This is a genomic window from Mesorhizobium sp. B1-1-7 (assembly GCF_006442705.1).
Classification (GTDB): Bacteria; Pseudomonadota; Alphaproteobacteria; order Rhizobiales; family Rhizobiaceae; genus Mesorhizobium; species Mesorhizobium opportunistum.
This window is the reverse complement of sequence record NZ_VFWQ01000008.1, coordinates 297,215-320,757: the sequence shown is the minus strand read 5'-3', so window position 1 is coordinate 320,757 and position 23,543 is coordinate 297,215. Positions and strand designations below refer to the sequence as shown.

Here is a 23,543-nt window from a genome sequence, read left to right as displayed (position 1 = left end):
CCGCTCATTGATCGCGCCTCATTTGATCGCACCCTGGGTCAGGCCGCGGACGAAATACTTGCCGCCGAAGAGATAGATCAGCAGCGGCGGCAGCGCGCCGATCAGCACGGCGGCGCTCATGACATCGTAGGCGCGCACATTCGTGCCGCTTGCCGTCAGCGCGACGAGCGCGGCCGTGATCGGCTGTTGCTGCCCGGAGGTGAAGACGACACCGAACAGATATTCGTTCCAGATGCCGGTGAACTGCCAGATCACCGTGACGATCAGGATCGGTGAGGAGAGCGGGAGAATGATCTTGCGGAAGATGCGCCAGAAGCCTGCGCCATCGATGCGCGCCGCCTTGATGAGATCGTCGGGGATGCTGACGTAGTAGTTGCGGCAGAACAGGGTGGTGAACGAAATGCCCTGGATGACGTGGATGACGATGAGCCCGTAGGTCGAATTGCTGAGGCCCAGATTGCCGAGGATGAACGCCCAGGGCATCAACGAAATCTGGCCCGGTATGAAGACGCCGAGCAACATGCAGGTGAACAGTGCTTCCGAACCCTTGAAGCGCCATTTCGACAAAATGTAACCGTTCATCGCGCCGACCGCCGTCGAGATGATCGTCGCCGGGATCGTCATTTTCAGGGAGTTGTAGAAGTTGCGCTGCATGCCTTCGCAGGTGCCGCCGATGCAATAGGTGCTCCAGGCCTCGCCCCAGGCTTCGAGGCGGAAGCTGCGTGGCAGCGAGATCAGCCCGTTGCGCGCGATCTCTTGCTGATCGCGGAATGAATTCAGCACCACGACCAGCAACGGGACCAGGTAGATCGCCGCGAAGACAACCAGCAGCCCGTAGATGACGAAGCGGGTGAGGAAATGCCTGCGCGTCGCGACTGCGGCAGCGCGATGATCATGCGACTGGTCCAGCGCTGCGTCAGCCATGGCCGGCTTCCTTGCGCCGGCGCCAGACCACCCAGAAAGAATAGGGCACCAGCACGACGGCAAGAGCGGCAAGCATCATGATGGCCGCCGCCGCACCTTCGCCGATCTGGCCCCGTTGGAACATCAGGTCATAGACGTAGATGGCGGGGAAGGTGGTCGATATTCCCGGACCGCCTTTCGTCAGCGCAGCCACGAGGTCGAAGGTCTTGATGGCGAACTGGATCTGGATGACGGCGACCGCCAGGAAGATCGGCGCAATCGTTGGCAGAAGCACTTTGCGATAGATGCGGAAGGTCGATGCGCCGTCGATCTGCGCGGCCTTGACGAGGTCCGAATCCACCGAGCGCAGACCAGCCAGGAAAAGCGCCATGGCAAAGCCCGAGGACTGCCAGACACCGGTGATGATCACCGCGTAGATCGCGTAGTGCCGGTCGCTGGCGAGTGCGAAACTGAAATTCGTCCAGCCCAATCCGCGCACCATCGCCTGGATACCGTCGGTCGGGTTGTAGAGCCAACTCCAGACCGTGCCGGTGACGATGAAGGAGACGGCCAGCGGATAGAGGAAGATCGTCCGCCAGACCGCTTCGCCTCGCACCCGCTGGTCGATCAGGATCGCCAGCAGCAGTCCCACGGCCATCGAGCCGACGATGTAGAAACCGCTGAAGAAAAACAGGTTGTTGTAGGCGATGTTCCAGCGCCGGTTCGCCCAGAGTGACGCGTAGTTGTCCAGGCCGACGAAGCCATAGGTCGGAAGCAGCGAGGAGTTCGAGAGCGAGATGTAGAGCGTCCAGCCGGTGAACACGAAGACGTAGACGAAGCTCGCCACAAGGGAGGGGCCGAGCACCAGCAAGGGCATCGCCGAGCCCAGCCGCTGCCGCCAGGGGCGGGCGGGCGCCGGGACCGATAGGATCAGGTCGTGATTTGACATCTGGAGCGCGGGACTAGGATGGCCGGGTGCTGATAGAAATTGCGCCCGGCCGTCCCCTTCTACTTCTGTGCTTCTGCCGCGTCGGCCATCGCATTGGCGCCGTCCTCGGCTGACATGTCGGGCGTCGCTACGAACTCGGTGATGGAATCCATGATCGCGCCGCGCATCTTCTGCGGGATGGTCATGTTGTGCGCCATCGAGCGGACCAGCGTGCCGTCCTTGATCGAAGCCTGCAAATCCTTCTGCGAGAGCTGCTGGCACGGATTGAAGCCCTTCGACAGATCGATATCCAGGCGTGCGGGGATCGAGCCTTTTGCCTGGTTGAAAACCGTCTGGAAGTCGGGCGACAGGATCAGGCTGGCAAGCAGCTTCTGGCCGTCGATGTAGTCCTGGTCCTTCTGCTTGAAGAACACGACTGAGTCGGAGTTGAGGATGAAACCGGGTTTGCCCCAATCGGTCGGTGCCTGGGCGCAGACATAATCGGTGCCTTCCTTGAAGCCGGCGGCGGTCAGCAGGCCGATCGTCCAGTCGCCCATGATGTGGAACGCCGCGTCGCCCTTGCCGACGAGCGCCGACATCGAATCCCAGTCGCGGCCAACCATGCCCGGATCCATGTATTTGGTCGTCATCAGGCGCATCTGCTCGAAGGCCTTGACCATCCCCGGGCTGCGCATGGATTCGACATCGCCTTCGACGAAGGCCTTGCGATAGAGATCGATATCCTGGCCATAGAGCACGACCTCGAACACCGTCGAATCCGTCCAGTCGGCGGTCGAATGCGAGATGCAGATCTTGCCTGAGGCGACGATCTTGTCACAGGCCGCGTTGAACTCGGCCCAGGTCTTGGGCATTTCCGCCACGCCAGCGGCCTGCATGACCTTCGGCGAGGCCCAGAGCCAGTTGATGCGGTGGATGTTCATGGGAGCCGCGACCCATTTGCCGGTCGGCTTCATCACCGGAAGCAATTCCGGCGCCACCACTTTCTCCCATCCTTCCGAGGCCGCCAACTCGTCGAGATCGGCGGTCATGCCGGTCTTGTTCCACTCGGCGATTTCCGGGCCTTTGAGCTGCACGGCAGGCGGCGCATTGCCGGCGATCACGTCGGCACGTAGCTTGGCCAGCGTATTGGCCGTGTGACCGGCGATCGACGTCTGTTCCCATTTGCCGCCCTTGGCGGTGAACATCTCGCCGAGCTTGGCGATCGCCTGGGCGTCCGATCCGGTCGCCCATTGGTGTAGCAGGTTCGTCTTGGGCTCCGCTAACGCTGCCCCCGTGAAAAAGGTGCACACAGTGGCGGCCGCGAGGGCGGTCATGACGGATTTCATCGTTTCACTCCCATATGGTGTTGCACGGTTCGTATCGACCGCTTATGGCCGCGGTTTGAAGCCGCGGTCGGCGAGACGCGTTAATCTCGAGTTCTTTCCAAGATGACATATTGGCGCTATCAGTCAACGATGTTTATGTTGATCCATGACAAAACCTTCGCTTAGGACCTGGCTGATCGGCAGGCCGTCCGCGTCGCCGGAGAGCATGATCGTGCGGTGCTTGAGTGAGCGCGGCGTACTCTCCGCGTCGCAGATCACACACGTCACCGGTCTGGCGCGCTCTACTGTCTCAACCGCGCTCAATGGCTTGAGAAAGTCGGGAATGGTGATCGAGGCTCCGACCAGCCGCGATGGGATCAGAGGTATCGGCAGGCCAGCTGCGGCCCTGACGCTCAATCCGACAGCGGGCACCTGCGTCGGAATTCACTTGGGTCTTCAAGAGATGCGGCTCATCGTTGCCGATGTCTCGCATTCCGTCATTGCCGAACAAACTATCCCCATGGCTCTGGACTACCAGCCGCAACAGGCGGCCCAGATGGCCAAATCGGCAATTGCCCAATCTTACGAGGAAAACGGTCTGGCGGCGGCGGGGCTCCTGGGAGTTGGGGTTTCCGTGTCCGGCCCTGTCAGCCGCGATGGAGTGGTGCTGCGCGCGAGCATCGTTCCAACATGGGCCGGCGTCAACATACGAGATGTGTTCGGGCCGGTCCTGGAGCGGCCGATCTTCGCCGACAATGAAAGCAACTGCTCGGCCATTGCGGAGCTGATGTGGGGTGCGGCCATCGGCCAAGATGATTTCGTGCTGTTCAAAATCGACCTGGGCGTCGGCGGGGCCATTGTCCAGCATGGCCGGCTGGTGACGGGCATCGCCGGTGGCGCCGGCGAATTCGGGCACATCAGCATCGATCCCGGCGGCGATCTTTGCCGATGCGGCAATCGCGGATGCCTGGAACTCTATGCGAGTTTTGCCCGGCCACTCGAACAGATTTCGCGTATCGTGCGGCGGCAGGTCACCATGGACGATGTCATCACGATGGCCGAGCAGGGCGACATCAGGGCCTTGCGGATGATCGAGGATACCGCCGAGATCGCCGGCCGGGGGCTCGGCTTGATCGGATCGGTGCTCAATCCGCCGCTCATAATCATCGGCGGCCACATGGCTTTGGCGGGTGACATTCTGCTGACGCCGCTGATCGCGTCCTATGAACGCCACACGCTCATCAAGTCCCGCGATATCGCTCCGGCCCTGCGTACGCGGATCACTGTTGGCAAGCACACCCAGAACGATGCATTGCTGGGCGCGGTTGGCCTTGTGCTGAGACATCAGACGAAGGAGCTGTCGCTCGGCTGATCGTCGGGATCAGTCACTTGTGCCAGGTCCCGTTTTACTACGGACAGTGGGCCGCGCTATCCTGAAGGCGGCCGCTATCGCAGGCGTCTCTCGATCGAGGGCCGGTCAATATCGCCGAGCAAGCTTTCTCTCGAAAAAGCCGAATCCAAGCGTGATGGATGCCGCTAGCAGAATATATCCCAACGCTGCGGCGAACAGAGGCTCGTATACCCGAAAGGTCTGCGCGCGAACGAGGTTGGCTGCACCCATGAGCTCGAAGACGGTGATGGTCGAGGCAAGCGCCGTTCCCTTCAAAAGCAGGATATTCTGACCGCAGATCGCCGGCAGTGCCAACCGGAAAGCTTGCGGGAGAAGGACGGAGATCATGATCCGCGTCTTCGACAGGCCAAGCGATTGCCCGGCCTCAAATTGTCCTTCCGGAATGGCCTGTATCGCCCCTCTCCATATCTCGCCGCAATAGGCCGAGGTGTTCAAGGAAAGGGTAAAAAACGCGTAGAAGTCGGCGCCCCGCAAAATGGGCCAGAACGGGCTGTAGCGGATCGACGGGATACCGGAGAGAATCTGGCCGATGCCAAAGTAGCAGAGGTATAGCTGAACCAGGAGCGGAGTCCCTCGGAATGCAAGGACAAACGCAACCGCTGGATATCGCAGCCATCTCCTGTTGGACAGCCGGGCCAGGGCAACCGGGATGGCAAGCAAATTGCCAGCCAGGGCACAGCCGAGGAACAAGACTATGGTGACCTGGACGCCGGCCAGAAGCTGATTGGCAAGATACGCTCCAAACTCAGTCACGCTAGCCTCGCCTCCCGCCACGGACGGTGGCTGTTTCGAGGGCATGAAAGAGCATCGCCGACATGCCCGACATTGCGAGAAATACGAAGGCGATCGCGCAATAGAACATGAAGTAGTCGCGCGTAGCACCCGCAGCCATCTTGCCGGCGAGAACGAGTTCGGTAAAACCGATCAGGCTGACCAGAGAGCTTTCCTTCAAGACGACCAGCCACAAATTGCCAAGCCCCGGTAAGGCCAGGGGAACCATTTGCGGCACGGTCACCAGGAAGAACGTCTGGCGCCGCGTCAAACCGAGTGCGTAAGCCGCCTCGATCTGACCTCGCGGAATGGCGGTGATCGCACCACGCAGGACTTCCGTGCTGTATCCGCCTTGGACGATCCCAAGCGACAGCGTCGCCGCGACAAATCCATTGAGCTGGAATTCGGACGCCGATCCCGCCAGGCTGACAGCCCAGCGCAATGCGTCAGTCGCGGTGTAGTAGACGAGGAATATGATGAGAATGTCCGGGACGGACCGGATGATTGTCGTGTACGCAACGGCTGCGGAGACAGCCGCGCGGTTCTTTGAAATCTTGGCCACCGCACCCATGAGGCCAAGGATCAAGCCCACGAGATAGGCGCTGATCGAAATTCCGAGGCTCAGGCAAGCGCCGCGAAGCAATTCGTCGCCCCAGCCCTGGTCTCCGAAGCTGAGCAGGGTGGCCCAGGACATGATCGGGTTCATACAGCGCTTTCCAGTTCAATGAAGATGGTGACGGCCACGCTATGGGCGGCCGGCACCAGGCCTGAACCAGACGATCAATCGCCGTAGATGTTGAAGTCGAAATAGCGCTTGGTGATCGTGTCGTATTCGCCGCTGGCGCGCACCGCCTTGAGTGCTGCATTGAGGCGGTCTCTCAGAGCGGTGTCTTCCTTGCGCAGGCCACCGCCGTCACCGTATCCAAACATCTTCTCATGCGGCAACGTCACCTTGATTTCATAAGCCTGGCCTTCTGGCTTCTTCAAGAAATCCTGGATCTGGATACCTGCCGCCGCCATCAGATCCACGCGTCCGGCCTGGATGTCGGCGATTTCGTCATCGAGTGTCGGATAGATCTTCACTTCGGCAATGCCGTTGAACTTGTCCTGCATGTAGGTCGCCTGCAGGCTGGCACTTTGTGCCGCAACCGCAATGCCCTTGAATGTCTCAGGCTTGGTTACGTCGAATTGCCGCGTATCCGCCTTGGCGCCGACAAGCACGTTGGGCGAATAATAGTACTTGTCGGTGAAGTCGATCACCTCCTTGCGCTTGTCCGTGATCGACATCGAACTCCAGATGACGTCGAACTTCTTGGCCAACAGCGCGGGAATGATGCCGTCCCAGGCGATATCGACGATCTCGCACTTCGCCTTCATTTCCTTGCAAACGGCATTCATCAGGTCGATTTCCCAGCCTTGCCAATTGCCGCTGGCATCCTTGACCGAGAAAGGTGCATATGGCTCGGCGGCGACACCGAAACGGATGACATCTTCGGCCGCTGACGATGAGTTGGTGGCACCAAAGACCGCCATGATCAATGACAAGGCAACTGCAAGCTTTTTCATGATTGTTCCCCTTTTTTGTTTCTGTGGATTCGTATCTTCCGCGATGAAGAGCCTGGTTGCCGAAAATCCGTCGATCCTTCGATGTTGGATCGATCGATGCCGACGGCCGGCCCACAGCATTGAGCATCATGGACCGGTTCAGTTGTCGGCGATGCGAACGTGACCATTCGGCTCAGTCGACCTTCGTTCAGAGCGGTATTTCAAAACGCTAACAGTTCAAAAGGTCTCGATCTAATGCCCCCTGCCACGTGGTTCATCACCAATAGTTATGACAGGGATGGACCGTTGGAATGAGATTATGAGTTTTCAGCGTTAGTCCCGCTTCCACCGGAATAGGCTCCCGACTGTCCACCAAATTTTTGATGTGGCATCGTCGACCGGTTATCGGGCACTACCGAGAACAATGCTGTCGGTCATGCCGTTCGCTCTGAGGTCGTCATATGAATAGCAGCCCTTGCCGATCGATCGAGGAGATGAGCGATAGGATCGCTGCCGGCTTGTCGCCCGTGGAAATCGTGGAGGGTTGCCTTGAGCGCATCCAGGAGCTGAATGAACAAATCGGGGCGATGATCTTCGTAAGCGAAGCTGACGCCCTTGACGCCGCCCTTCAGGCCACACGCGAAATCAGATCCGGTCATAGGCGCGGCCCTCTGCATGGCGTGCCGATCGCGGTCAAAGACGTTCTCGATGTGAAGCATTGGCCGACAACGGCTGGCTCCCGGTTGTTTCAAGACCACGTCGCGCCGGCGACGGCAACCTGCCTTGCCAATCTTCAGGCGGCCGGCGCCATCATCATAGGCAAGACGAACCTGCACGAACTGTGTGTCGGCGGACATGAAAACCCTTGGTACGGCAAGGTTGCCAATCCGCTTGATCCGGACCGTGGGACGGGTGGCACGAGCAGCGGATCGGCCGCAGCGGTCGCAGCCGGCTTTTGCATGGCAGCGGTTGGCACGGACAGCGGCGGTTCAAACCGATCTCCGGCTGCGGCAACCGGGCTGTTCGGTTATAAGCCGACGAATGGTCTGATCGCCACGCAGGGCGTCATGAGCATAGCGCCTTCGCTGGATTGTGTCGGCGTTCTCGCACGCTCGGTGAGGGACGTTCGCCTGATGACCGAGGCGCTCGCCGGAAAACGGCTCATGCCGTCGGAGCGCGCGGGCGAGGACGGCAAAGCGAGAACCAGCATCACCATCGGCATCTGCCCCGAGCTGGTTGGCGTTGCTGTCGACACATCCGTCGATACCGCGTTGGCTGCCATGCTCGATCGTCCCGAAGTGCGCACGATCGAGATCACCTTCGACGACAGGGAGGCGTTCGTCACTGCCGGACTGACAATCCTGCAATGCGAGTTCGCGAGAATCCACCGCGATGCAGTCGAGCAAAATCCGGACATGGTCGGCGACGCGGTTCGCTCATTCCTGCAGGACGGCATTCGCATCAGCGCGGACGCCTATGATGGCGCTATCGAGATCCGCAACGACGTGCGAGGCCGGTTTCTGGAGCAAATCGCGGGCCTGGACGCTCTCGCCATCCCAACGGCGCCTGGATCGGCGCCTCGGCTTTCCGACGAACTGACCGAAGTGAATGGGGAGATGGTGCCATGGGGAATGGCTGGCGGCCGCTTCCGTCGCTGGGCAAATATGCTCGGCGTGCCGGCGTTGGCCATTCCTCTGTTGGTTCCTGACGGGCTTCCGGTATCGGTGCAGCTTGCCGCACTTCCGGGCCAGGATGCCGGTTTGCTCGATCTCGCCGAAATCTTGACAAGCACCTGAGCTCCGTTCCGCTCAAACGTTGAAAGTTCATAACCTCCAGGAATAAACTTCCTTCGCGCGCCTCTTGGAACATTGGCGCCTTCCCATTAATCTTGGCTACCGCAGCGCGCTGTTTCGGCACGGCGATCCAGCTGCCTGGCAAGGTGAGCGGGCATGAACCTCGGCGACAAGGATACCGTCACAAAGGAGGCGGAGTTTACGCCTCGCGAGATCGAGGTCTTCGCTTCGGTCATGCTGCATGGAACAACCACCAAGGCGGCCGATGCACTCGACATCACGCAACCGGCTGTCAGCAAGATGCTCCAGCAACTCAGCGAGAAAGCGGATTTCCAACTCTTCCGGAAAAGCCGGCAGCGACTGATTCCCACGCCTGAAGCGCACATGCTCTATGCCGAGGTAAAACGTGTTTTTGAGTCCGCGCGCGGCATCTCGCGGGCCGCGAGGGAGATCCGGGAGTTGCGCAGTGGCAGGCTGAACATCTGCGCACTGCCGGCATTCGGGTCCACGCTGCTGCCGTCCATTATCACGAGCTTCTCAAAACAGCATCCGTCCGTGTCGATTTCCCTGGATATCCGCAGCTCCGCGACCGTGGTGCAGCGGGCAAGCCGCAATCAGCTCGACATCGGAATAGGCGTCACGGCTTCGGACGAGAACTCTTCGATTGTCAGGCGCGCGCTGACAGCAACCCCGCCCGTTTGTGTCATGCCGTCGGGCCACCGATTGTCCCAGCTCGAAGTCGTCCAGGCGGAAGACCTCGACGGTCTCGACTTCATCTCGATGGGCTCGGCCGATCCGATGCGGCAGCAGCTTGATGCCCTCTGCGAAGAACGCGGGGTGGGACGTCTGCTGAAGGTGGAGGCCAGCCTGTCCAGCGCCTGCATCGCCCTCGTCGCGTCCGGCGCTGGTGTAACGGTCGTCGACCGGCTTTCCGCATGGCTGGCACGCGACCTGCCGATCGAGATCAGGGATTTCCGGCCACACCTCGATCTTAACCTCAGCGTCTACCGGCCGTGGGGTGTCATTGCATCGACAGCGGCGGACGCCTTCACCGAGCATCTCATCCAGACGACGCGAAGCTTTATGAACGGTGTGGAAGCAGGAATCACAGCCTTGGGCCCTCGCCACCAAGCTGACAGGACCGTTTCCATTCACCGCTGAAAGCCTCTAGCGAAGCGGCAGGCTTTCGAAGAGGCGAGCAATATCCGCTTCGTCGTTATAAACATGCGGCGACACCCGCATCTTCGTGCCGCGGAGCGTGACGTGCACATCAGCACGCTTCAGCTCCTGTGCCGCGTTCGGCGCGAGTCGGTCGCCGATGTCGAGGATCGAGATATGAGGCGTTGGATGTCGCGGACGCGCGACCAGCAGCGCTCTGCTTTCCGCCTGCGCCCAGACAAGCTCGTTAAGGTGACGGAGGCGCTCGAACACTTGGCTGACGGTCCATACGCGGATCAGCTTCATTGCCGCAATGGCCATGGGCAGGACCGCGAAGTCGGAGCGTTCCCCCATGTCGAACCGCCGCGCGCCCGGAAGAAACTCGGCCACGGCGACCCTGTAGAAGTCTGACTTGTCCCCGCCCATCCGGTTCCATGAATGATGTTCGAGCGTGCGCCCCGCTTCGTGCCAACGCCGGTCGGCATAGAGGAATGCGAGCCGATATGGGCCGAGCAGGAACTTGTAGGTGGCAAAGACGAGAAAATCCGGCCGGACGCGACGGACATCGAAGGGCACCGCGCCAACCCACTGGGTACCGTCGACGACAAGGCTGGCACCTGCCGCCCGTGCCGCGACCGCTACGGTCTCGAGGTCGACCGCCATGCCCTCGAACCAATGGACCAAAGTTCCCGCGACGACCGCAATGGGTCGGCTCGAGTTCTGGATTGCCGACACGATCGCGCTGGTCCAGTCGCCATCGGCCGGTTGCGGGACGATTTCGACGTGAGCACCGGCGCGTTGCGCGAGGTCGTACCAGACATATCTGTGCGAGGTGTGTTCGTTTTCCATCAGAAGGATGGCCGACCCTGCCGGAACCAAAACATTGGCGGCGGCGATTGCCATGCCATAGCTGGTGGCGGCCACGATGGCGATTTCGTCGGCATCGGCGCCCACCATCGAGGCGGCGAGCTGTCGCGCCTCTTCCACCTCGTCGTAATAAGAGGCGATGGTCATTCTCCAGGGCTCGGCTTTCACCCTGACGCCGGCTTCCCCGGCCGCGACAGCGGCGGTCGGAATAGGAGACATGTATGCGGCGTCCAGATATGCCGTCTCGCGCGGGATGGAGAAATGATCTCGTTGGCAGCTCAGCATGGTCTACAACCTGAAATCAATCGAGGTGCCGAGTCCGGCGTTGCGGGCGGAGGTATAAACAAGATTGGCAAGCTCGATGTCTTGCGCGGGAACACCGAGAGACCGGAAAAGCGTGATCTGATCGTCGCCGGAGCGGCCGGGTTTCGCACCCGTAAGCACGTCGCCGACCTCGCCCCGAATATGGTCGCTGCCGATCATGCCGGTTTCAATCGCCTCGATCAGTTCTCCCGCAGCTGTCAGCGCCATCGGCAGGTAGTCCACCCAGATGTGCGCTCTGCACACGCAGTCGAGGTCAAGCTCCCGGCATGAAGCGACGCTCGCCCCGACAGCATTGACGTGGACGCCAGGCGGCAACCACTCGCCAAACAGTACAGGCGTCTCGGAAGATGTCGTCGTGCAGATGATGTCGGTCTCGCGAACGGCCTCGCGAGGATCGCGATGTGCCTTCGCCTCGAACCCGGCGGCGGACTGTTCCTCGGCGAAGCGCTGCGCCTTGGCAAAGTCGCGTCCCCATACATGGATCGCGTGGATCGGCCTGATGTCCGCAATGGCCGCGACATGCCGGCGCGCTTGCTCGCCATATCCGAACAGTGTCAGCGTGGTGCTGTCTTCGCGCGAAAGCACCTTGGTCGCGACAGCACCGGCCGCCGCGGTCCGCCAGGCCGTAAGCTCTCCCCCGTCGATCAAGGCTACCGGCCGGCCGTGATCCTTATCGAACAGGAAGACACCACCGCGGTGAGACGCGAGCCCATGCGCAAAATTGTCAGGAAACACGGAAAGCACCTTCGCTCCGAACAGCGGCCGGTCGTCCAGCGCGGCATACATGAGCGACAGGCAACTCCCGGTCGCACCCGGGAGTTCGAGCGTGCGCCTGATCTGTTGGTGAGCCATGCCATTCGATGTCTTGCGCAGCGCGGCCTCGGTCGTCTCGAGCGCCAGGGAGAGGGTCAAAATCTCTCGGATCGCCTTCCTGTCGATCAGGAGGAATTCCGGCTCGCCATTCACCTTGCAGTCTCTTCCATTCCACGACCCCTGCTGCGCCGATCTTCGCCAAGCGTAGCATTGCTCCCGCAAACGGCTGCGACCGAATTTGATAACTTCGCGCGAGAAGTTGCCCGCATGGGCTAATGGGCCGACCTGTGCAGCTACCGGGTGGCCGGAACACTGGTTCATAACTTTTGGCCATGAACGGCAGCGACCAGTTCAATTGACGGTAGTTGGCACCCATTGCAATGTTTTCAGGCAACCGAGGATGCTGTGCTGGATCGCAGCACAATGCAGGCGCCGACTGAATTAAGCCAGCGGCGTCGGCAATACTGTCAAGAGTTTCTGCAACATCGCTCATCGATATAGCGGCATTTGTATCGGTTCCTCTCGCGGAGGTTACTCGAGCCGGATGGCGTCATGAGCTCGAGAATTTATTGGAGGTTATCTCTATGCGCATTGTCGTCATCGGTTCCGGCATCGTCGGCAGCTCCATCGCTTATGAATGCGCCAAGGCGGGAGCAAGTGTCGTTGTGCTGGAGGCAGGAAGGATAGCAGGCGGCACGTCTGCGGTAAGCTTTGCCTGGACAAACGCGACGACCAAGCGGCCGCGGCCGTATTTCGATCTGAACGTCTCGGGAATGCGTGCCCATCTTGAACTCAAGCGCGACTTCGGCGTCGCTCCCTGGTTCACCCAGACCGGCAGTTTCGATTGGCGAACGGTGCCGGCGTCGATGGACGACTATTTCGAGAACTTCAGGCAGATGAAGGAATGGGGCTACGGCGTCGAGTGGATCGACAAGAAGCGTGTCGCCGAGATGGAGCCCGATATCGATGTCTCCGCCTTTGGCGATTGTCCGATCTCCTACTATCCGGAAGAAGGCTGGGTCGATCCTGTCCTCTACTCGGCCTGGCTTTTGCGGGCGGCGAAGGAGCGCTGGGGGGCACAGGTCAAGCTGAATTCACGCGCGACCGAGATCGAAACCGAAGGCGGGCGCGTACGGGCGGTTCGCATGGCGAACGGAGACCGACACGTTGCGGATGCCGTCGTGAGCTGCACCGGCGGCTGGTCCAGTGAGAGGCTCGGCGATGCCCAAGGCATTCCACTTTCCTCGACCATAGGCGTGCTCGCCTTCACCCCGCCGGTGGCGCTGACGCTCCGGAGCCAGTTGCACGCCGACGATCTGGACATTCGTCCCGACGGAGCGGGCCGTATCATGATCCATAAGGTGTCGGTGGATATGACCTTGAAGAAGCCGGAAACGCTCAGCCCCACTGGTGACGAGGCGGCGATCCTCCTGGAGGCAGCAGGCAAGGTCCTGCCTTCGCTTCGCTCCGCGGGCGTGGAAGCCATTCGCACGACCGTGCGGCCCTTCCCGGAGGATGGCTACACCTGTGCCGGCGCCATGCCAGACATCTCCGGCCACTACATGGCGGTAACGCACAGCGGAGTGACCATCGCGCCGCAGTTGGGCAAGGTGGTCGCGGACGAAGTCGTGCGCGGCAAGACCCATGATGAGATGGAGATGTTTCGCCCGCAACGCTTCTTCCAGGTCCACGCTCAACGCTCTGCCGTTGCGAATGTTTGATCAAAGAGGCCCTTCGTCATGACGAAAATCGAAAGATTCGATAAGAACGAACGGCTTAGCCGGATCGTCGTTCACAATGGCACGGTCTATCTCTCGGGCTTGACGGCCGATGACAAGAAGACCGATGCGTCCGACCAGACGAAGCAGATATTGGAAAAGGCGGATGTCCTTCTGGCGAGCGTCGGTGCGGACAGGTCGAAGCTGCTGTTGGCGCAGATCTGGTTGAGGGACGTCGAGGACTTCGACGCGATGAATACGGTTTGGATCAGATGGCTCGACGGCGCGGAGCCGCCGGCACGCGCGACGGTCGGCGCGAGCTTCGCACTGCCCGAGATCCGCGTCGAAATCCAGTTCACCGCAGCGATCTAACACTTCGCGCTACGTGCGGGCCAGCAAGTCCTATCAGATCCGTCGCTTCGGCCGGTTCGTCTATGCGGCGGGAGACAATCCGCTGGCTGTCGGCATCGGAATTGTTCCGGCTCCGATCAATGCGTTGGCAGCTTGAGTGGCGAGCAGCTTTCTCCAACCACCAGCGCTGGCTGGAAAACCACGTTGCGGGCAGGTTGGGCTACCTTGCCTTCGATGCGGTCGACCAGCATGCGCAGTGCCTCATTGGTCATGTCGGTAACCGGATGCTCGGTACGGGTAAGGCGCGGCTTTAGCCCGCCTGCTCCTGCCACCGTGTCGGTCGAGGCGATCGAAACGTCCTCGGGGCAGCGCAGCCCGAGATCGGCAACGGCCCGCATGACGCCGATGGCCATGACGCCATTGGCGACGTAGAGGGCGGTTGGCCGGTCCGGCTGTCCGAGCAGATCGCGCGCGACCGAATAGGCGGTGTCTTCACGGAACTCGCCGGAACGGACATGCCCGGTTTTCGGGGCAAGTCCGCGCGCCGCCATCGCTTCGAGCATGCCTTGCAGCCGGCCGCTGCCCGTCGTCAATTGCATGGGCCCGGTGATCGAACCGATGTGGCGGTGGCCAAGGTCCAGCAGGTAGTTGGTCGCCTGCTTGCCGGCCGACAGATTGTCGATGGTGACTGTGTCGACGCCAGCGTCGCCGATAGAACGCCCGAGCAGGACCACCGGCATGCCCTCGAAATCCCGCCGCTGGTAATGGCTTTCGGGTCCCACCGGAACGACCACCGATCCATCGCACCCCAGTGTTCGAATGCGCGAAAGAATGCGTCTTTCGATGTCGGGCTTTTCATCGCTGTTGAACAACACAAGCGAGTAGCCCCAGGCGGCGACCGCCGCCTCGGCCGCGGTGACGATGCGGGCATAGAACGGGTTTGCCAGATCCGCCACGGCAAGCGCGATCAGCTGGCTGCGGCCGCTGCGCAAATTCCGCGCCACCAAGGAAGGCGCATAGCGAAGATCGCGCACCGCGGCGAGCACGCGAGCACGCAATTCCGGACTCACATAGGCGGTGTCGTTGACGACCGCAGATACCGTCGCCGTCGACACACCGGCAGCCCTTGCGACGTCTTTTATAGTGGCCATCTGCCCTCTTAGCTAATCGTTTAGCTGAGCCTTAACGCGAATCTCTCGCCTATTTTGTGCTTCTTTGCACGAATTTTCTTGCGAAGCTGCCGAAGATGAGAAAATCTGCCGAAACGGTTAGGCAGTCATCAGCTTTGAATCTGAAGGTGCGCGCCCAACCTCACAAGGGAGAGAGAGCCATGAAAAACCTGACGTTCGGCGTTTGCGCCGTGGCCCTGGCATTGTCCGGCGCGCAGGCCAGCGCGGCCGACAAGCCGCTGCTCGGTATCGTGTCGATCAGCGCCACGGAAGCCAACAATGTCCGCTATATCCAGGGCGCAACCAAAGCGGCCGACGAACTCGGCTGGAAGGTCACCGTAGTCGATGCGGCGGGCAATGCAGACCAGGCCAACGCAGCCATCCAGAACTTCGCCCAGCTGGGCGCGCATGCCATTGTCGACATGGTGTTCCCGTTCTCATCGATCGGTGCCGGGCTCGCCGCGGCCGGTTCCGCGAGCATTCCTGTCGTCACCTGGGGCGGCGGGCTGGGCGGCACCGTTGCCGCCACCAACGGTTCGGGCGGCCCGATGGCCATCCCGGTCGTGGACATGATGCTCAAGAACATGAACGGCAAGGGTTCCATCCTTGCCCTCACCTATCACACGGGAGAGGTTTGCCGGAATCGCGAGCAGGTCATGGATGAAATGGTCGCCAAATACCCCGACATCAAGGTGACCAAAAACGAAGTGCGCATTCCCGGCTACTTTGAAGACGGCGCGCAGTACGCCAACGCATGGCTCGCCTCGCATCCTGCGGGCGCCGAGAACCTGGCGATCTGGGGCTGCTGGGATGATCCGGCGATCGGCGCGATCGGCTCGCTGCGTGCCCAGAACCGCACCGATGTGATGGTATACGGCATCAACGGAAATGCCCAGGCGCTTGAAAATATCAAGAACGGCTTCATGACCGCAACGGCATGGCAAGACAGCTACACCGAAGGCTATAACATGGCGAAGATGATCGAGGAAATCAGCGCCGCCGGAAAGAACTGGGCTCCCAAGGCCGCCGAAGTGCCGGCGGTGCTGGTGACCAAGGATACGGTGGCGGATTTTTTGACCAAGCATCCCGACGCGATCCAGTAGGCGCAGCCAGCTTTTGACCGATAGGGTACCAGGAGATGCGGCAATGGAGATGGCGGTGCCCATGGCGCCTCCATTTCTTGTCGTGCGCAACATTAGCAAAGCCTTCGGTGGCGCCCAAGCGTTGCGAAACGCCTCCCTCGACATTGTCGCGGGGGAGGTTCACGGGCTGGTTGGTGCCAATGGCGCGGGCAAGTCGACGATGATCAGGATCCTTGCCGGCCTCAACCACCCGGATCGGGGCTCGATCGAGGTCGACGGGCAAACCGTCGGCATCGAGACCGCGCACCGCGCCACGGAATTCGGCATGAGCTTCATTCACCAGGAACTGGCTTTCGTTCCGGGCATGACCGTTCTCCAGAACATCATGCTCGGCGTGCCAAAACGATCGCGCTTCGGCTTGACCGATTGGGCGGCCATCGCCCGCGACGTCGAGCCCATCGCGAGGCGCGTCGGCATCACCGCCTCGCTCAACGCAAATGTGAAAGGGCTGTCGACAGCCGAGAACTGGTTGATCAATATCTGCCGCGCGCTGGTCCGCAAGTCGCGGCTCATCGTCATGGACGAGCCGACAGCCTCGCTCTCGGCCGCCGAGAGCGAGAAGCTCTTCGTGATCATCAAGGACCTCGCCGCCTCCGGCGTCGCCGTGCTTTACGTCTCGCACCGCCTGGATGAGATCCTGAAACTCTGCGATCGGGTGTCGGTGCTGCGCGACGGCAATTCCGTCGCCGAATTCGCCCGTGCCGGATTGACCAGGAAGGCGCTGGTCGAGGCGATCGTGGGCTCCGCCCATGTCGGCAACGATAGCAGGCCTGAATATGCGCCGCAGAACCATGAGGTTGTTCTGCGCGTTCAGAACCTGACACGCTTGCCCAAGGTGCGTGGCGTAAGTTTCGAACTTCGCCAGGGCGAAGTTCTGGGCATAGGCGGCCTGGTCGGTGCCGGACGCAGCGAACTGGTGCGGCTGATCTATGGTGCCGATCGCGCCGACGCGGGCAGCATGACGCTCAAAGGCAAACCTTTCGCGCCGAAAACGCCACGAGCGGCGGTTGCCGCCGGGCTCGGCCTGGTGCCGGAAGAGCGACGTACGGAAGGGCTTTTCCTGTCGAAGAGCGTCGCCTTCAATCTTGGTCTGGTCAATTTGGACAAGCTTGTGCTCGGTCGCAGGGTGCCGCTTCTCAGCCGAAAATCGCAGTCCTCGCTCGCCCGCGAGACGATGAAGCTGCTGGCGATCAAGACGGCAGGCATGGACACCCCTGTTGGCCGGCTAAGCGGCGGCAACCAGCAGAAGGTGGTTATCGGCCGCTGGCTGCAGCGCGCGCCGCACATCCTCATTCTCGATGAACCGACCCGCGGGGTCGATATCGGCGCCCGCGCGGAGATCCACCGTCAAATCCGCGACCTCGCCGCGGCCGGCATGGCGGTTCTCGTCATCTCGTCCGAACCCGATGAACTGCCGGACCTTTGCAATCGCGTGCTGGTGATGGCGGAAGGCCTTGTCGTTCGCGAACTGAGCGGCACGTCGATGTCGCGCTCCGCTATTGTCGAGGCAAGCTATGGTGAGCGGAGCCATTGACCGAGGAGAGATCACATGAGCGATGTCTCGACGTATAACAGGCGCCTGACCCCACGAACCAAGGCTGCGCTCGGAATTTTCGCGCGCTACGCGACCATCCTCGGCTTGCTGGCAATGATCGTTGCCTTTTCGATCCTGTCGCCGAAGGCATTCTCGACCCTGGGCAACTTCACCAACGTCCTCAATCAGGCCTCGCTAGCCATGATCATCGCCGGCGGCCTGACATTGGCGGTCGTCGTCGGCGAGCTCGACCTGTCGATCGGCTTTGCCGCCAGCCTGCACGGCATTCTCGTCACCGGCTTCATCGTCCACGACAAGCTGCCGATCCCTCTGGCTATTTTCATCGTGCTCGCCCTTGGCGCGCTGATCGGCCTGGTCAACGGCTTCATCGTCACCAAGATGAAAGTCAATTCGGTGATCGCGACGCTGGGCGTCGGGACCATCATCACGGGCCTCGCCTTCGCCTACTCCGCCGGGGTGCCCATCGTTGCCGGCGTACCGGAGGCCTTCCTACAGCTTTCGCTCGGCCGTTGGCTCTTCGGCATCCCCAACAACATCGTCGTCATGGTTTTTGTGCTGGGCATCCTATGGGTGCTGGTCGAGCGCACCTCCATTGGCCAGGAGATTCAGGCGGTCGGCGGCAACCCTGCCGCGGCGCGCCTTGCCGGTATCAACGTCGATCGCATCAAGACGCTTGGTTTCGTCATTTCCGGCATGTGCGCCTCCCTCACCGGCATTCTCCTGGCGTCGCGGCTGGGCAGCGGTACGACCAGCGCGGCCGATTCCTATCTGCTGACTGCGTTCGCGGCGGTATTTCTCGGTTCGGCCACTTTGCGCGACGGCGAGTTCCATGTCCTCGGGACATTGGTCGGCGCCCTGATCATCGCTTTCGGCTTCAACGGCCTCAACATTTTCGGCGCCCCGACCTTTTCCCAATACGTGTTCCAGGGCGCCATTTTGATCATCGCGGTCGGGCTTTCCAGCCTTGGCCGCTCACTTGCGGAAAGTTGAGGAGGATCACATGGCTCAGGCCGAGCATTGGCAGATCTATGTCATCGAGTTCGCGCGATCGAAGAACCAGCCATGGGTCGATCTGGTCAACGGGATGTACGATGACGGCCCCACGGACCTGCCCTTTTCCTTTATTCTGGCGCGGCGCGGCGACCGTAACGTGCTGGTCGACACCGGTTTCATGAAGGACGAAACCGGCCCGAATTTCTCCGACAAGTTCGGCATACCCTGGTGGATTTCCCCGGTTCGCATGCTTGCCGAACTGGGGCTGGCGCCGGACGACATCACCGACATCATCGTCAGCCATGCGCATTTCGATCACATGGGCTCCATCGATCAGTTTCCCAAAGCCCGCCTCTATATTCAGAAGCAGGAGTTGCTGTCCTGGCACGAGGCGATGGCGCTGCCGCCGCAATACGGCTTCCTCACCACCATCATCGATCCCGACGATCTGCGCGCTGCCTTCGACGCCTCGGTGGAACACCGGTTGACGCTGGTCGACGGTGACCGGGACGATCTTCTGCCAGGCATCCATGTGAGGCTGGGGCAGGGCCACACGATGGGCCAGCAGTTCGTCATCGTGGAGACGTCGCGCGGCCGCATCGTACTTTCCGGTGATTGCGTCTACTCGTCCCGCCAGCTCACCGGCCACAAGCACGACGGCGTCTATCAGCCGCTCAACAATGCTGTCGGCAGCGTGTGGGACCAGCTCAAGACCATCGACCGCATCAATACCGAGATCGGCGGCAACCTGGAACGGCTGATCATTCTTCACGATTCCGAGCGCTGGAAGGGCTTGCCGGTGGTCAAGGAGGTTGAAGGATTCCGCATCGTCAAGGCGGCTTAGCAACATCACTGCCAGGCAGCCGCGCACAAGCCGTCCGATGGTCGAGATTTAACCTGGGTGCGATCGAACGCGCTGGCGTCTATTTCTCTCCCGGCGGTTTCACTGGTTCCGTCTCGTCCATCGCCTGCTTGACGGCATCGGCCGCCTTGCTCATTCCAGCTTCGTCCATGGCCCAATCCGCGAAGCGTTCGAACAGGAGAGCGAACGTCACCAGGTCCTGCTCATCCCATTGCGCCAGTGAGCCAGCGAAAATCCGCCATTTGGTCCGACGCACCGCCGTCACGAGACGTTCGCTCCTGGCGGTGAGTTTGAGGCAAATGCGCCGGGCGTCGAATTGCGATGCGACACGGAAGGCGTAGCCGCGCTCGACGAGATCGGCGGAGATGCGGCTGGCGCGTGAGGGGTCGATCCCCAGGCGCTCGGCGATGATGCCGACCGTCACCTCGTCCTGCGAGGTGCCGTTGACGACCGCGCTGAGCGCGATAATTGCATCGAGATGGCTCACTTCCAGCGAAGGATCGATGCGGGCCAGGATCAAACGACCGAAGTCCCGGCGCTGGATCGAGCGGCGCACCTTGGTCATCACTGCATCGATAGTGGCGACGGCCCTGGCTGCTGCTTCGGAGAGGCCACTGCTGCGCGCCAGATCCGCGAGGTCCTGATCGCCATGTATTTGACACAGGGCGGAAGATCGGTCCGGATTGCCTGATCCGATATTTTTGATGCTCATATCCAGCGCGCTATCAAAAATATATGCAGGTGTCAATTATATGCCAAAAGCATATATTTGATGTTGACATATATATGCCATCGGCACATAAACCGCGCCCGGTCTGGAGAAACCCCTGTCTACGGAGATATCAATGACTCTCGACTCGACCCTTCCGGAGGCATCGCCCGTAGAGGCCGGAGCCAGACCCGATCTCACGACATTGATCGTCTATTTCGGCGCTCTGATCGCCATGTTCATGGCCACCATCGACATGCAGATCGTGGTCACGGCCTTGCCCACCATCGCCGGCGAATTGGGCAACCTGCATCTGTTCGGCTGGGTCGGCGCCGCCTATCTGCTCTCGACCGCCGCCGTCGCGCCGTTCTACGGCAAGCTCGGCGACATGTATGGCCGCAAGAACGTGGTGCTGACGGCGATCACCCTGTTCCTGCTGGGTTCGCTCGTCTGCGGCACCGCATGGTCGATGGAGAGCCTGATCGCCGCACGCGTCCTGCAGGGCATCGGTGGCGGCGGCCTGATGGTCTCCGCCTTTGCCATGATTGGCGAATTGTTCAGTCCGCGCGACCGCGCAAAGTATCAGGGCTACAGTTCGGCGGTGTTCGCGCTGTCGTCGGTCCTTGGCCCATTGGCCGGCGGCTATATCACCAGCCTGTTCGGCTGGCGCTGGGTGTTCCTGGTCAACCTGCCGATCGGCATCGTCGTGCTGGCGGTCCTGGCGTTCGCCATGCGCGGCCGCTTCAACGAGAAGAAGCACCGTATCGACTATCTCGGCGGCCTGCTGCTGGCCATCGGCACCACAGCCATCGTCTATTGGGGTTATCACGTCCTGGACCCGGCCGGGCCGGACGTGCTCACCTTCGTACTGCCGGTTCTCGCGCTGGCGGCAATCGCCTCGTTCATCATGGTCGAGCGGTGGGCGCAGGAGCCGATCGTGCCCTTGCGGCTGTTCGGCAACTCGACGGTCCGCATCGTCTCGGGCGTGTCGGTGGTCGCCGGATCGGTGACGCTGGGCATGTTCTTCTATTTCGCGCTCTACATGCAGACGCTGACCGGGCTGAGCCCTGCCAAAGTCGGCTTCCTGTTCCTGCCGGCGTCCTTGACTTCGATGGTCATCTCGATCCTGGCCGGGCGGGTCATTGCAGCGACCGGCCGCTACAAATGGATGCCGGTGGTGGCGATGGGAATTGGTGGCCTGCTGATGATAGGTTTTATCTTCATCACTTCGCACACGCCGATCTGGGTGCTGGCGGTGATGATGGGTCTGTTCGGCATCAGCATGGGCCTGCAGTTCCAGGTGCTGATCGTGGCGATCCAGGCGGCGGCCCCCCTGCAGGACATCGGCGCGGTGACCTCGCTGATCACCCAGGCGCGGACCATCGGGGCATCGCTGGGATTGGCGCTCAATGGTGCGGTGATGACCTGGGCCCTGAACCGCCAGACTTCAGAGCTTCCCGCCGATGCCGCGGCTCGGTTGCCGGAGGGCCTGACCGGGCTGAGCCCGCACCTTGCGGCGAGCCTGCCGGACGCGGTTCGCGATGCGGTGCTCAGCCACTATTCGAGCGCCTTCAACGTGATGTTCATCTGGGTGGCGGTGCTCTACTTCGTCGCCATGGCGCTGACGCTTCTGCTCGAGGACATCCAGATACCCAAGCGGGGCTGAGCCCCGTCCAGGCCTCACCCCGATCGATCGCGGCCGGCGCCTTTGATCAACCAGCGCTGGCGCATGTGAGGCTTGATGTCTTGGTCGTAGATGGCGAATCTTGTCCATCAGGCCCCGCAACCCTGACCAGCTTCGCCTGATCGATCGGTTTGCACTTCAGGACGAAGTGGCGGCGGGCTGCCGGTTAGGCCCAGCCTAAGCAGAATTATCGAAAATCATTATTTGTGCAGCGCACACAGCGTGCTTTGTTCCACCTGCCGGCTGAAAGAGAAAAATAAACAACGTCAGGCGGCAGCCTTCGGCGATGCGTCCGAAGCGGGTTGTTTTGGCGCGGACAGCGCCTGACCTCAGAAAAAGACAGGGGAACGTGATGACGACAATAATCTCGAAGTTTCGCCGTGCCGCACTTGCGGCCGGCATTGCCCTGAGTGCCCTCTCGGTGAGCCTCCACGCCGAAGCCGGCAGCTTGAAACTAGGCATGACGACCTGGGTCGGATATGGCCCGCTCTTCCTTGCGCGTGACATGGGCTACTTCAAGGAGGGTGGCCTCGACGTCTCGCTCGAAATCATAGAGGAAGCATCGCTGTACATGGCGGCCGTCGCCGCCGGCGAACTCGACGGCAGCGCCTCGACCATAGACGAAATCATGAAGTACCGTTCGAAGGATGTCTGCTTCAAATCGGTCTATGCCCTGGATGACAGCCATGGCGGCGATGGCGTCCTGGCACCCAGCGAGGTCAAGAGCGTCGCCGATCTCAAGGGCATGGAAGTCGGGCTGAACGAAGGTTCGGTATCGCAGTTCTGGTTCAACATCCTGCTCAAGCAAGCCGGTCTCACTCAGGCCGATGTGAAGGTCACCAACATGACGGCGGACGATGCCGCCGCCGCCTTCATGGCCGATCGCATTCCCGTTGCCGTCACCTGGGAACCGCATCTGACGCTGGCCAAGAAGGCAAACAAAGGACAGGTCCTGATCGACTCATCGAAGACGCCGGGCGTGATCGTCGATGTGGTGGCGCTGAACTGCGACTACATCACGAAGAATCCTGCGGACGTCGAGGCGCTGGTGAAGGGTCTCTACAAGGCAAACGAGTTCATCAAGGAAAATCCTGCGAAGGCTTATGAGGTGATGGCCAAGGGCGTCGGCGGTTGGTTGAAGGATCCGAAGGACTTTGCCTCCTCCGCCGCGGGGGTGAACTTCTACGGCAAGGCGCGCAATGCCGAGTTCTTCGCCGGCGGCGAGAGCAGTGAAGCCGGCAAGCTGATCAAGCTCGGTGGCGATGTGTGGGGCGGCTTCGGCAAACTCAAGATGGACATCAAATACGACGACCTCGTCGATCCGTCCTTCCTTGCAAAATGATCTGGCCTTGCAAAGTGACTGGCCTTGCAAAGTGATCTGGCCTTGCAACGCGGTTAGGCCTTGCAAAGTGAGCTCGCTGGACCGCAGGCCGAGCCTCGCGCCTGCGGTCCATCCAGCCCAAAGGGTTCCCCTGTGACACTGGCACCGAATACAACGTCTCCCATCAGCCATATCGTGAAC

21 protein-coding genes are annotated in these 23,543 nt (G+C 61.1%); 11 read left to right on the top strand and 10 right to left on the bottom strand.

Annotated elements, in window-relative coordinates:
• Window positions 1-18: 18 nt before the first annotated feature.
• Genes FJ978_RS16220 through FJ978_RS16210 form a run of 3 tightly spaced genes read right to left on the bottom strand, consistent with a single transcriptional unit; the run spans window position 19 to window position 3,165 of the window.
• On the bottom strand, window positions 19-924 hold the full coding sequence (locus FJ978_RS16220; RefSeq protein ID WP_013897045.1) for a carbohydrate ABC transporter permease: 906 nt from the start codon (window positions 922-924) through the stop codon (window positions 19-21).
• On the bottom strand, window positions 917-1,852 hold the full coding sequence (locus FJ978_RS16215) for a sugar ABC transporter permease (RefSeq protein ID WP_013897044.1): 936 nt from the start codon (window positions 1,850-1,852) through the stop codon (window positions 917-919). The genes FJ978_RS16220 and FJ978_RS16215 overlap by 8 nt, the downstream gene beginning before the upstream one ends.
• Window positions 1,853-1,911: 59 nt before the next feature.
• Complete coding sequence (locus FJ978_RS16210) at window positions 1,912-3,165, bottom strand: ABC transporter substrate-binding protein (protein ID WP_246678149.1); 1,254 nt, start codon at window positions 3,163-3,165, stop codon at window positions 1,912-1,914.
• A gap of 217 nt (window positions 3,166-3,382) precedes the next feature.
• On the opposite strand from FJ978_RS16210, the gene FJ978_RS16205 reads away from it, so the two are divergent.
• Window positions 3,383-4,528 (top strand): ROK family transcriptional regulator, encoded by a 1,146-nt coding sequence (locus tag FJ978_RS16205; protein ID WP_181180414.1) that lies wholly within the window; start codon window positions 3,383-3,385, stop codon window positions 4,526-4,528.
• Window positions 4,529-4,633: 105 nt separating this feature from the next.
• Here FJ978_RS16205 and FJ978_RS16200 read toward each other — a convergent pair whose 3' ends face one another.
• The 3 genes from FJ978_RS16200 to FJ978_RS16190 all read right to left on the bottom strand — a co-directional run bounded on the left by FJ978_RS16200 (window position 4,634) and on the right by FJ978_RS16190 (window position 6,904).
• On the bottom strand, window positions 4,634-5,320 hold the full coding sequence (locus FJ978_RS16200; RefSeq protein ID WP_140572909.1) for an ABC transporter permease subunit: 687 nt from the start codon (window positions 5,318-5,320) through the stop codon (window positions 4,634-4,636).
• Between the two features lies 1 nt (window position 5,321).
• Window positions 5,322-6,044 (bottom strand): ABC transporter permease subunit, encoded by a 723-nt coding sequence (locus FJ978_RS16195; RefSeq protein ID WP_140572908.1) that lies wholly within the window; start codon window positions 6,042-6,044, stop codon window positions 5,322-5,324.
• Between the two features lie 74 nt (window positions 6,045-6,118).
• Window positions 6,119-6,904, bottom strand: a complete 786-nt coding sequence (locus FJ978_RS16190; RefSeq protein WP_140572907.1) for a transporter substrate-binding domain-containing protein — start codon at window positions 6,902-6,904, stop codon at window positions 6,119-6,121.
• A 473-nt stretch (window positions 6,905-7,377) separates the two neighbouring features.
• Between FJ978_RS16190 and FJ978_RS16185 the strand changes: the two genes are divergently transcribed.
• Together FJ978_RS16185 and FJ978_RS16180 are read left to right on the top strand one after the other, a co-directional pair.
• Window positions 7,378-8,679, top strand: a complete 1,302-nt coding sequence (locus FJ978_RS16185) for an amidase (protein WP_181180413.1) — start codon at window positions 7,378-7,380, stop codon at window positions 8,677-8,679.
• Between the two features lie 153 nt (window positions 8,680-8,832).
• The gene (locus FJ978_RS16180) at window positions 8,833-9,837 is read left to right on the top strand and encodes a LysR substrate-binding domain-containing protein (RefSeq protein WP_140572905.1); all 1,005 of its coding nucleotides are present in this window, start codon (window positions 8,833-8,835) and stop codon (window positions 9,835-9,837) included.
• Between the two features lie 6 nt (window positions 9,838-9,843).
• On the opposite strand, the gene FJ978_RS16175 is transcribed toward FJ978_RS16180, so the two are convergent.
• A complete protein-coding gene (locus FJ978_RS16175) occupies window positions 9,844-10,986 on the bottom strand; it encodes an aminotransferase class V-fold PLP-dependent enzyme (protein WP_140572904.1) in 1,143 nt (380 codons plus the stop codon).
• A gap of 3 nt (window positions 10,987-10,989) precedes the next feature.
• Window positions 10,990-11,991 (bottom strand): ornithine cyclodeaminase family protein, encoded by a 1,002-nt coding sequence (locus FJ978_RS16170; protein WP_181180412.1) that lies wholly within the window; start codon window positions 11,989-11,991, stop codon window positions 10,990-10,992.
• A 431-nt stretch (window positions 11,992-12,422) separates the two neighbouring features.
• Between FJ978_RS16170 and FJ978_RS16165 the strand changes: the two genes are divergently transcribed.
• Window positions 12,423-13,559 carry an FAD-dependent oxidoreductase gene (locus FJ978_RS16165; protein WP_140572902.1) on the top strand — a complete coding sequence of 379 codons (1,137 nt, stop codon included), beginning with the start codon at window positions 12,423-12,425 and terminating at the stop codon, window positions 13,557-13,559.
• Between the two features lie 18 nt (window positions 13,560-13,577).
• On the top strand, window positions 13,578-13,928 hold the full coding sequence (locus FJ978_RS16160; protein ID WP_140572901.1) for a RidA family protein: 351 nt from the start codon (window positions 13,578-13,580) through the stop codon (window positions 13,926-13,928).
• Window positions 13,929-14,044: 116 nt separating this feature from the next.
• On the opposite strand, the gene FJ978_RS16155 is transcribed toward FJ978_RS16160, so the two are convergent.
• Window positions 14,045-15,058 carry a LacI family DNA-binding transcriptional regulator gene (locus tag FJ978_RS16155; protein ID WP_140572900.1) on the bottom strand — a complete coding sequence of 338 codons (1,014 nt, stop codon included), beginning with the start codon at window positions 15,056-15,058 and terminating at the stop codon, window positions 14,045-14,047.
• A 95-nt stretch (window positions 15,059-15,153) separates the two neighbouring features.
• On the opposite strand from FJ978_RS16155, the gene FJ978_RS16150 reads away from it, so the two are divergent.
• The 4 genes from FJ978_RS16150 (at window position 15,154) to FJ978_RS16135 (ending at window position 19,610) form a co-directional block, all read left to right on the top strand.
• Entirely contained in the window at window positions 15,154-16,179 is a 1,026-nt protein-coding gene (locus FJ978_RS16150) for a sugar ABC transporter substrate-binding protein (RefSeq protein ID WP_246678148.1), read from the top strand.
• A 61-nt stretch (window positions 16,180-16,240) separates the two neighbouring features.
• A complete protein-coding gene (locus FJ978_RS16145; RefSeq protein WP_246678147.1) occupies window positions 16,241-17,752 on the top strand; it encodes a sugar ABC transporter ATP-binding protein in 1,512 nt (503 codons plus the stop codon).
• A 15-nt stretch (window positions 17,753-17,767) separates the two neighbouring features.
• Window positions 17,768-18,763, top strand: a complete 996-nt coding sequence (locus FJ978_RS16140; RefSeq protein ID WP_140572898.1) for an ABC transporter permease — start codon at window positions 17,768-17,770, stop codon at window positions 18,761-18,763.
• Window positions 18,764-18,773: 10 nt separating this feature from the next.
• Window positions 18,774-19,610 (top strand): N-acyl homoserine lactonase family protein, encoded by an 837-nt coding sequence (locus FJ978_RS16135; RefSeq protein WP_140572897.1) that lies wholly within the window; start codon window positions 18,774-18,776, stop codon window positions 19,608-19,610.
• Between the two features lie 79 nt (window positions 19,611-19,689).
• Here FJ978_RS16135 and FJ978_RS16130 read toward each other — a convergent pair whose 3' ends face one another.
• Window positions 19,690-20,340: a MarR family winged helix-turn-helix transcriptional regulator gene (locus FJ978_RS16130; RefSeq protein WP_140572896.1), complete on the bottom strand. Its 651-nt coding sequence runs from the start codon at window positions 20,338-20,340 to the stop codon at window positions 19,690-19,692.
• Between the two features lie 133 nt (window positions 20,341-20,473).
• Here FJ978_RS16130 and FJ978_RS16125 point away from each other — a divergent pair, with 133 nt between their 5' ends.
• The gene (locus FJ978_RS16125; protein WP_140572895.1) at window positions 20,474-22,003 is read left to right on the top strand and encodes an MDR family MFS transporter; all 1,530 of its coding nucleotides are present in this window, start codon (window positions 20,474-20,476) and stop codon (window positions 22,001-22,003) included.
• Between the two features lie 370 nt (window positions 22,004-22,373).
• Window positions 22,374-23,363, top strand: coding sequence for an ABC transporter substrate-binding protein (locus tag FJ978_RS16120; protein ID WP_140572894.1), 990 nt, complete (start codon window positions 22,374-22,376; stop codon window positions 23,361-23,363).
• The last annotated feature ends 180 nt before the right edge of the window (window positions 23,364-23,543 follow it).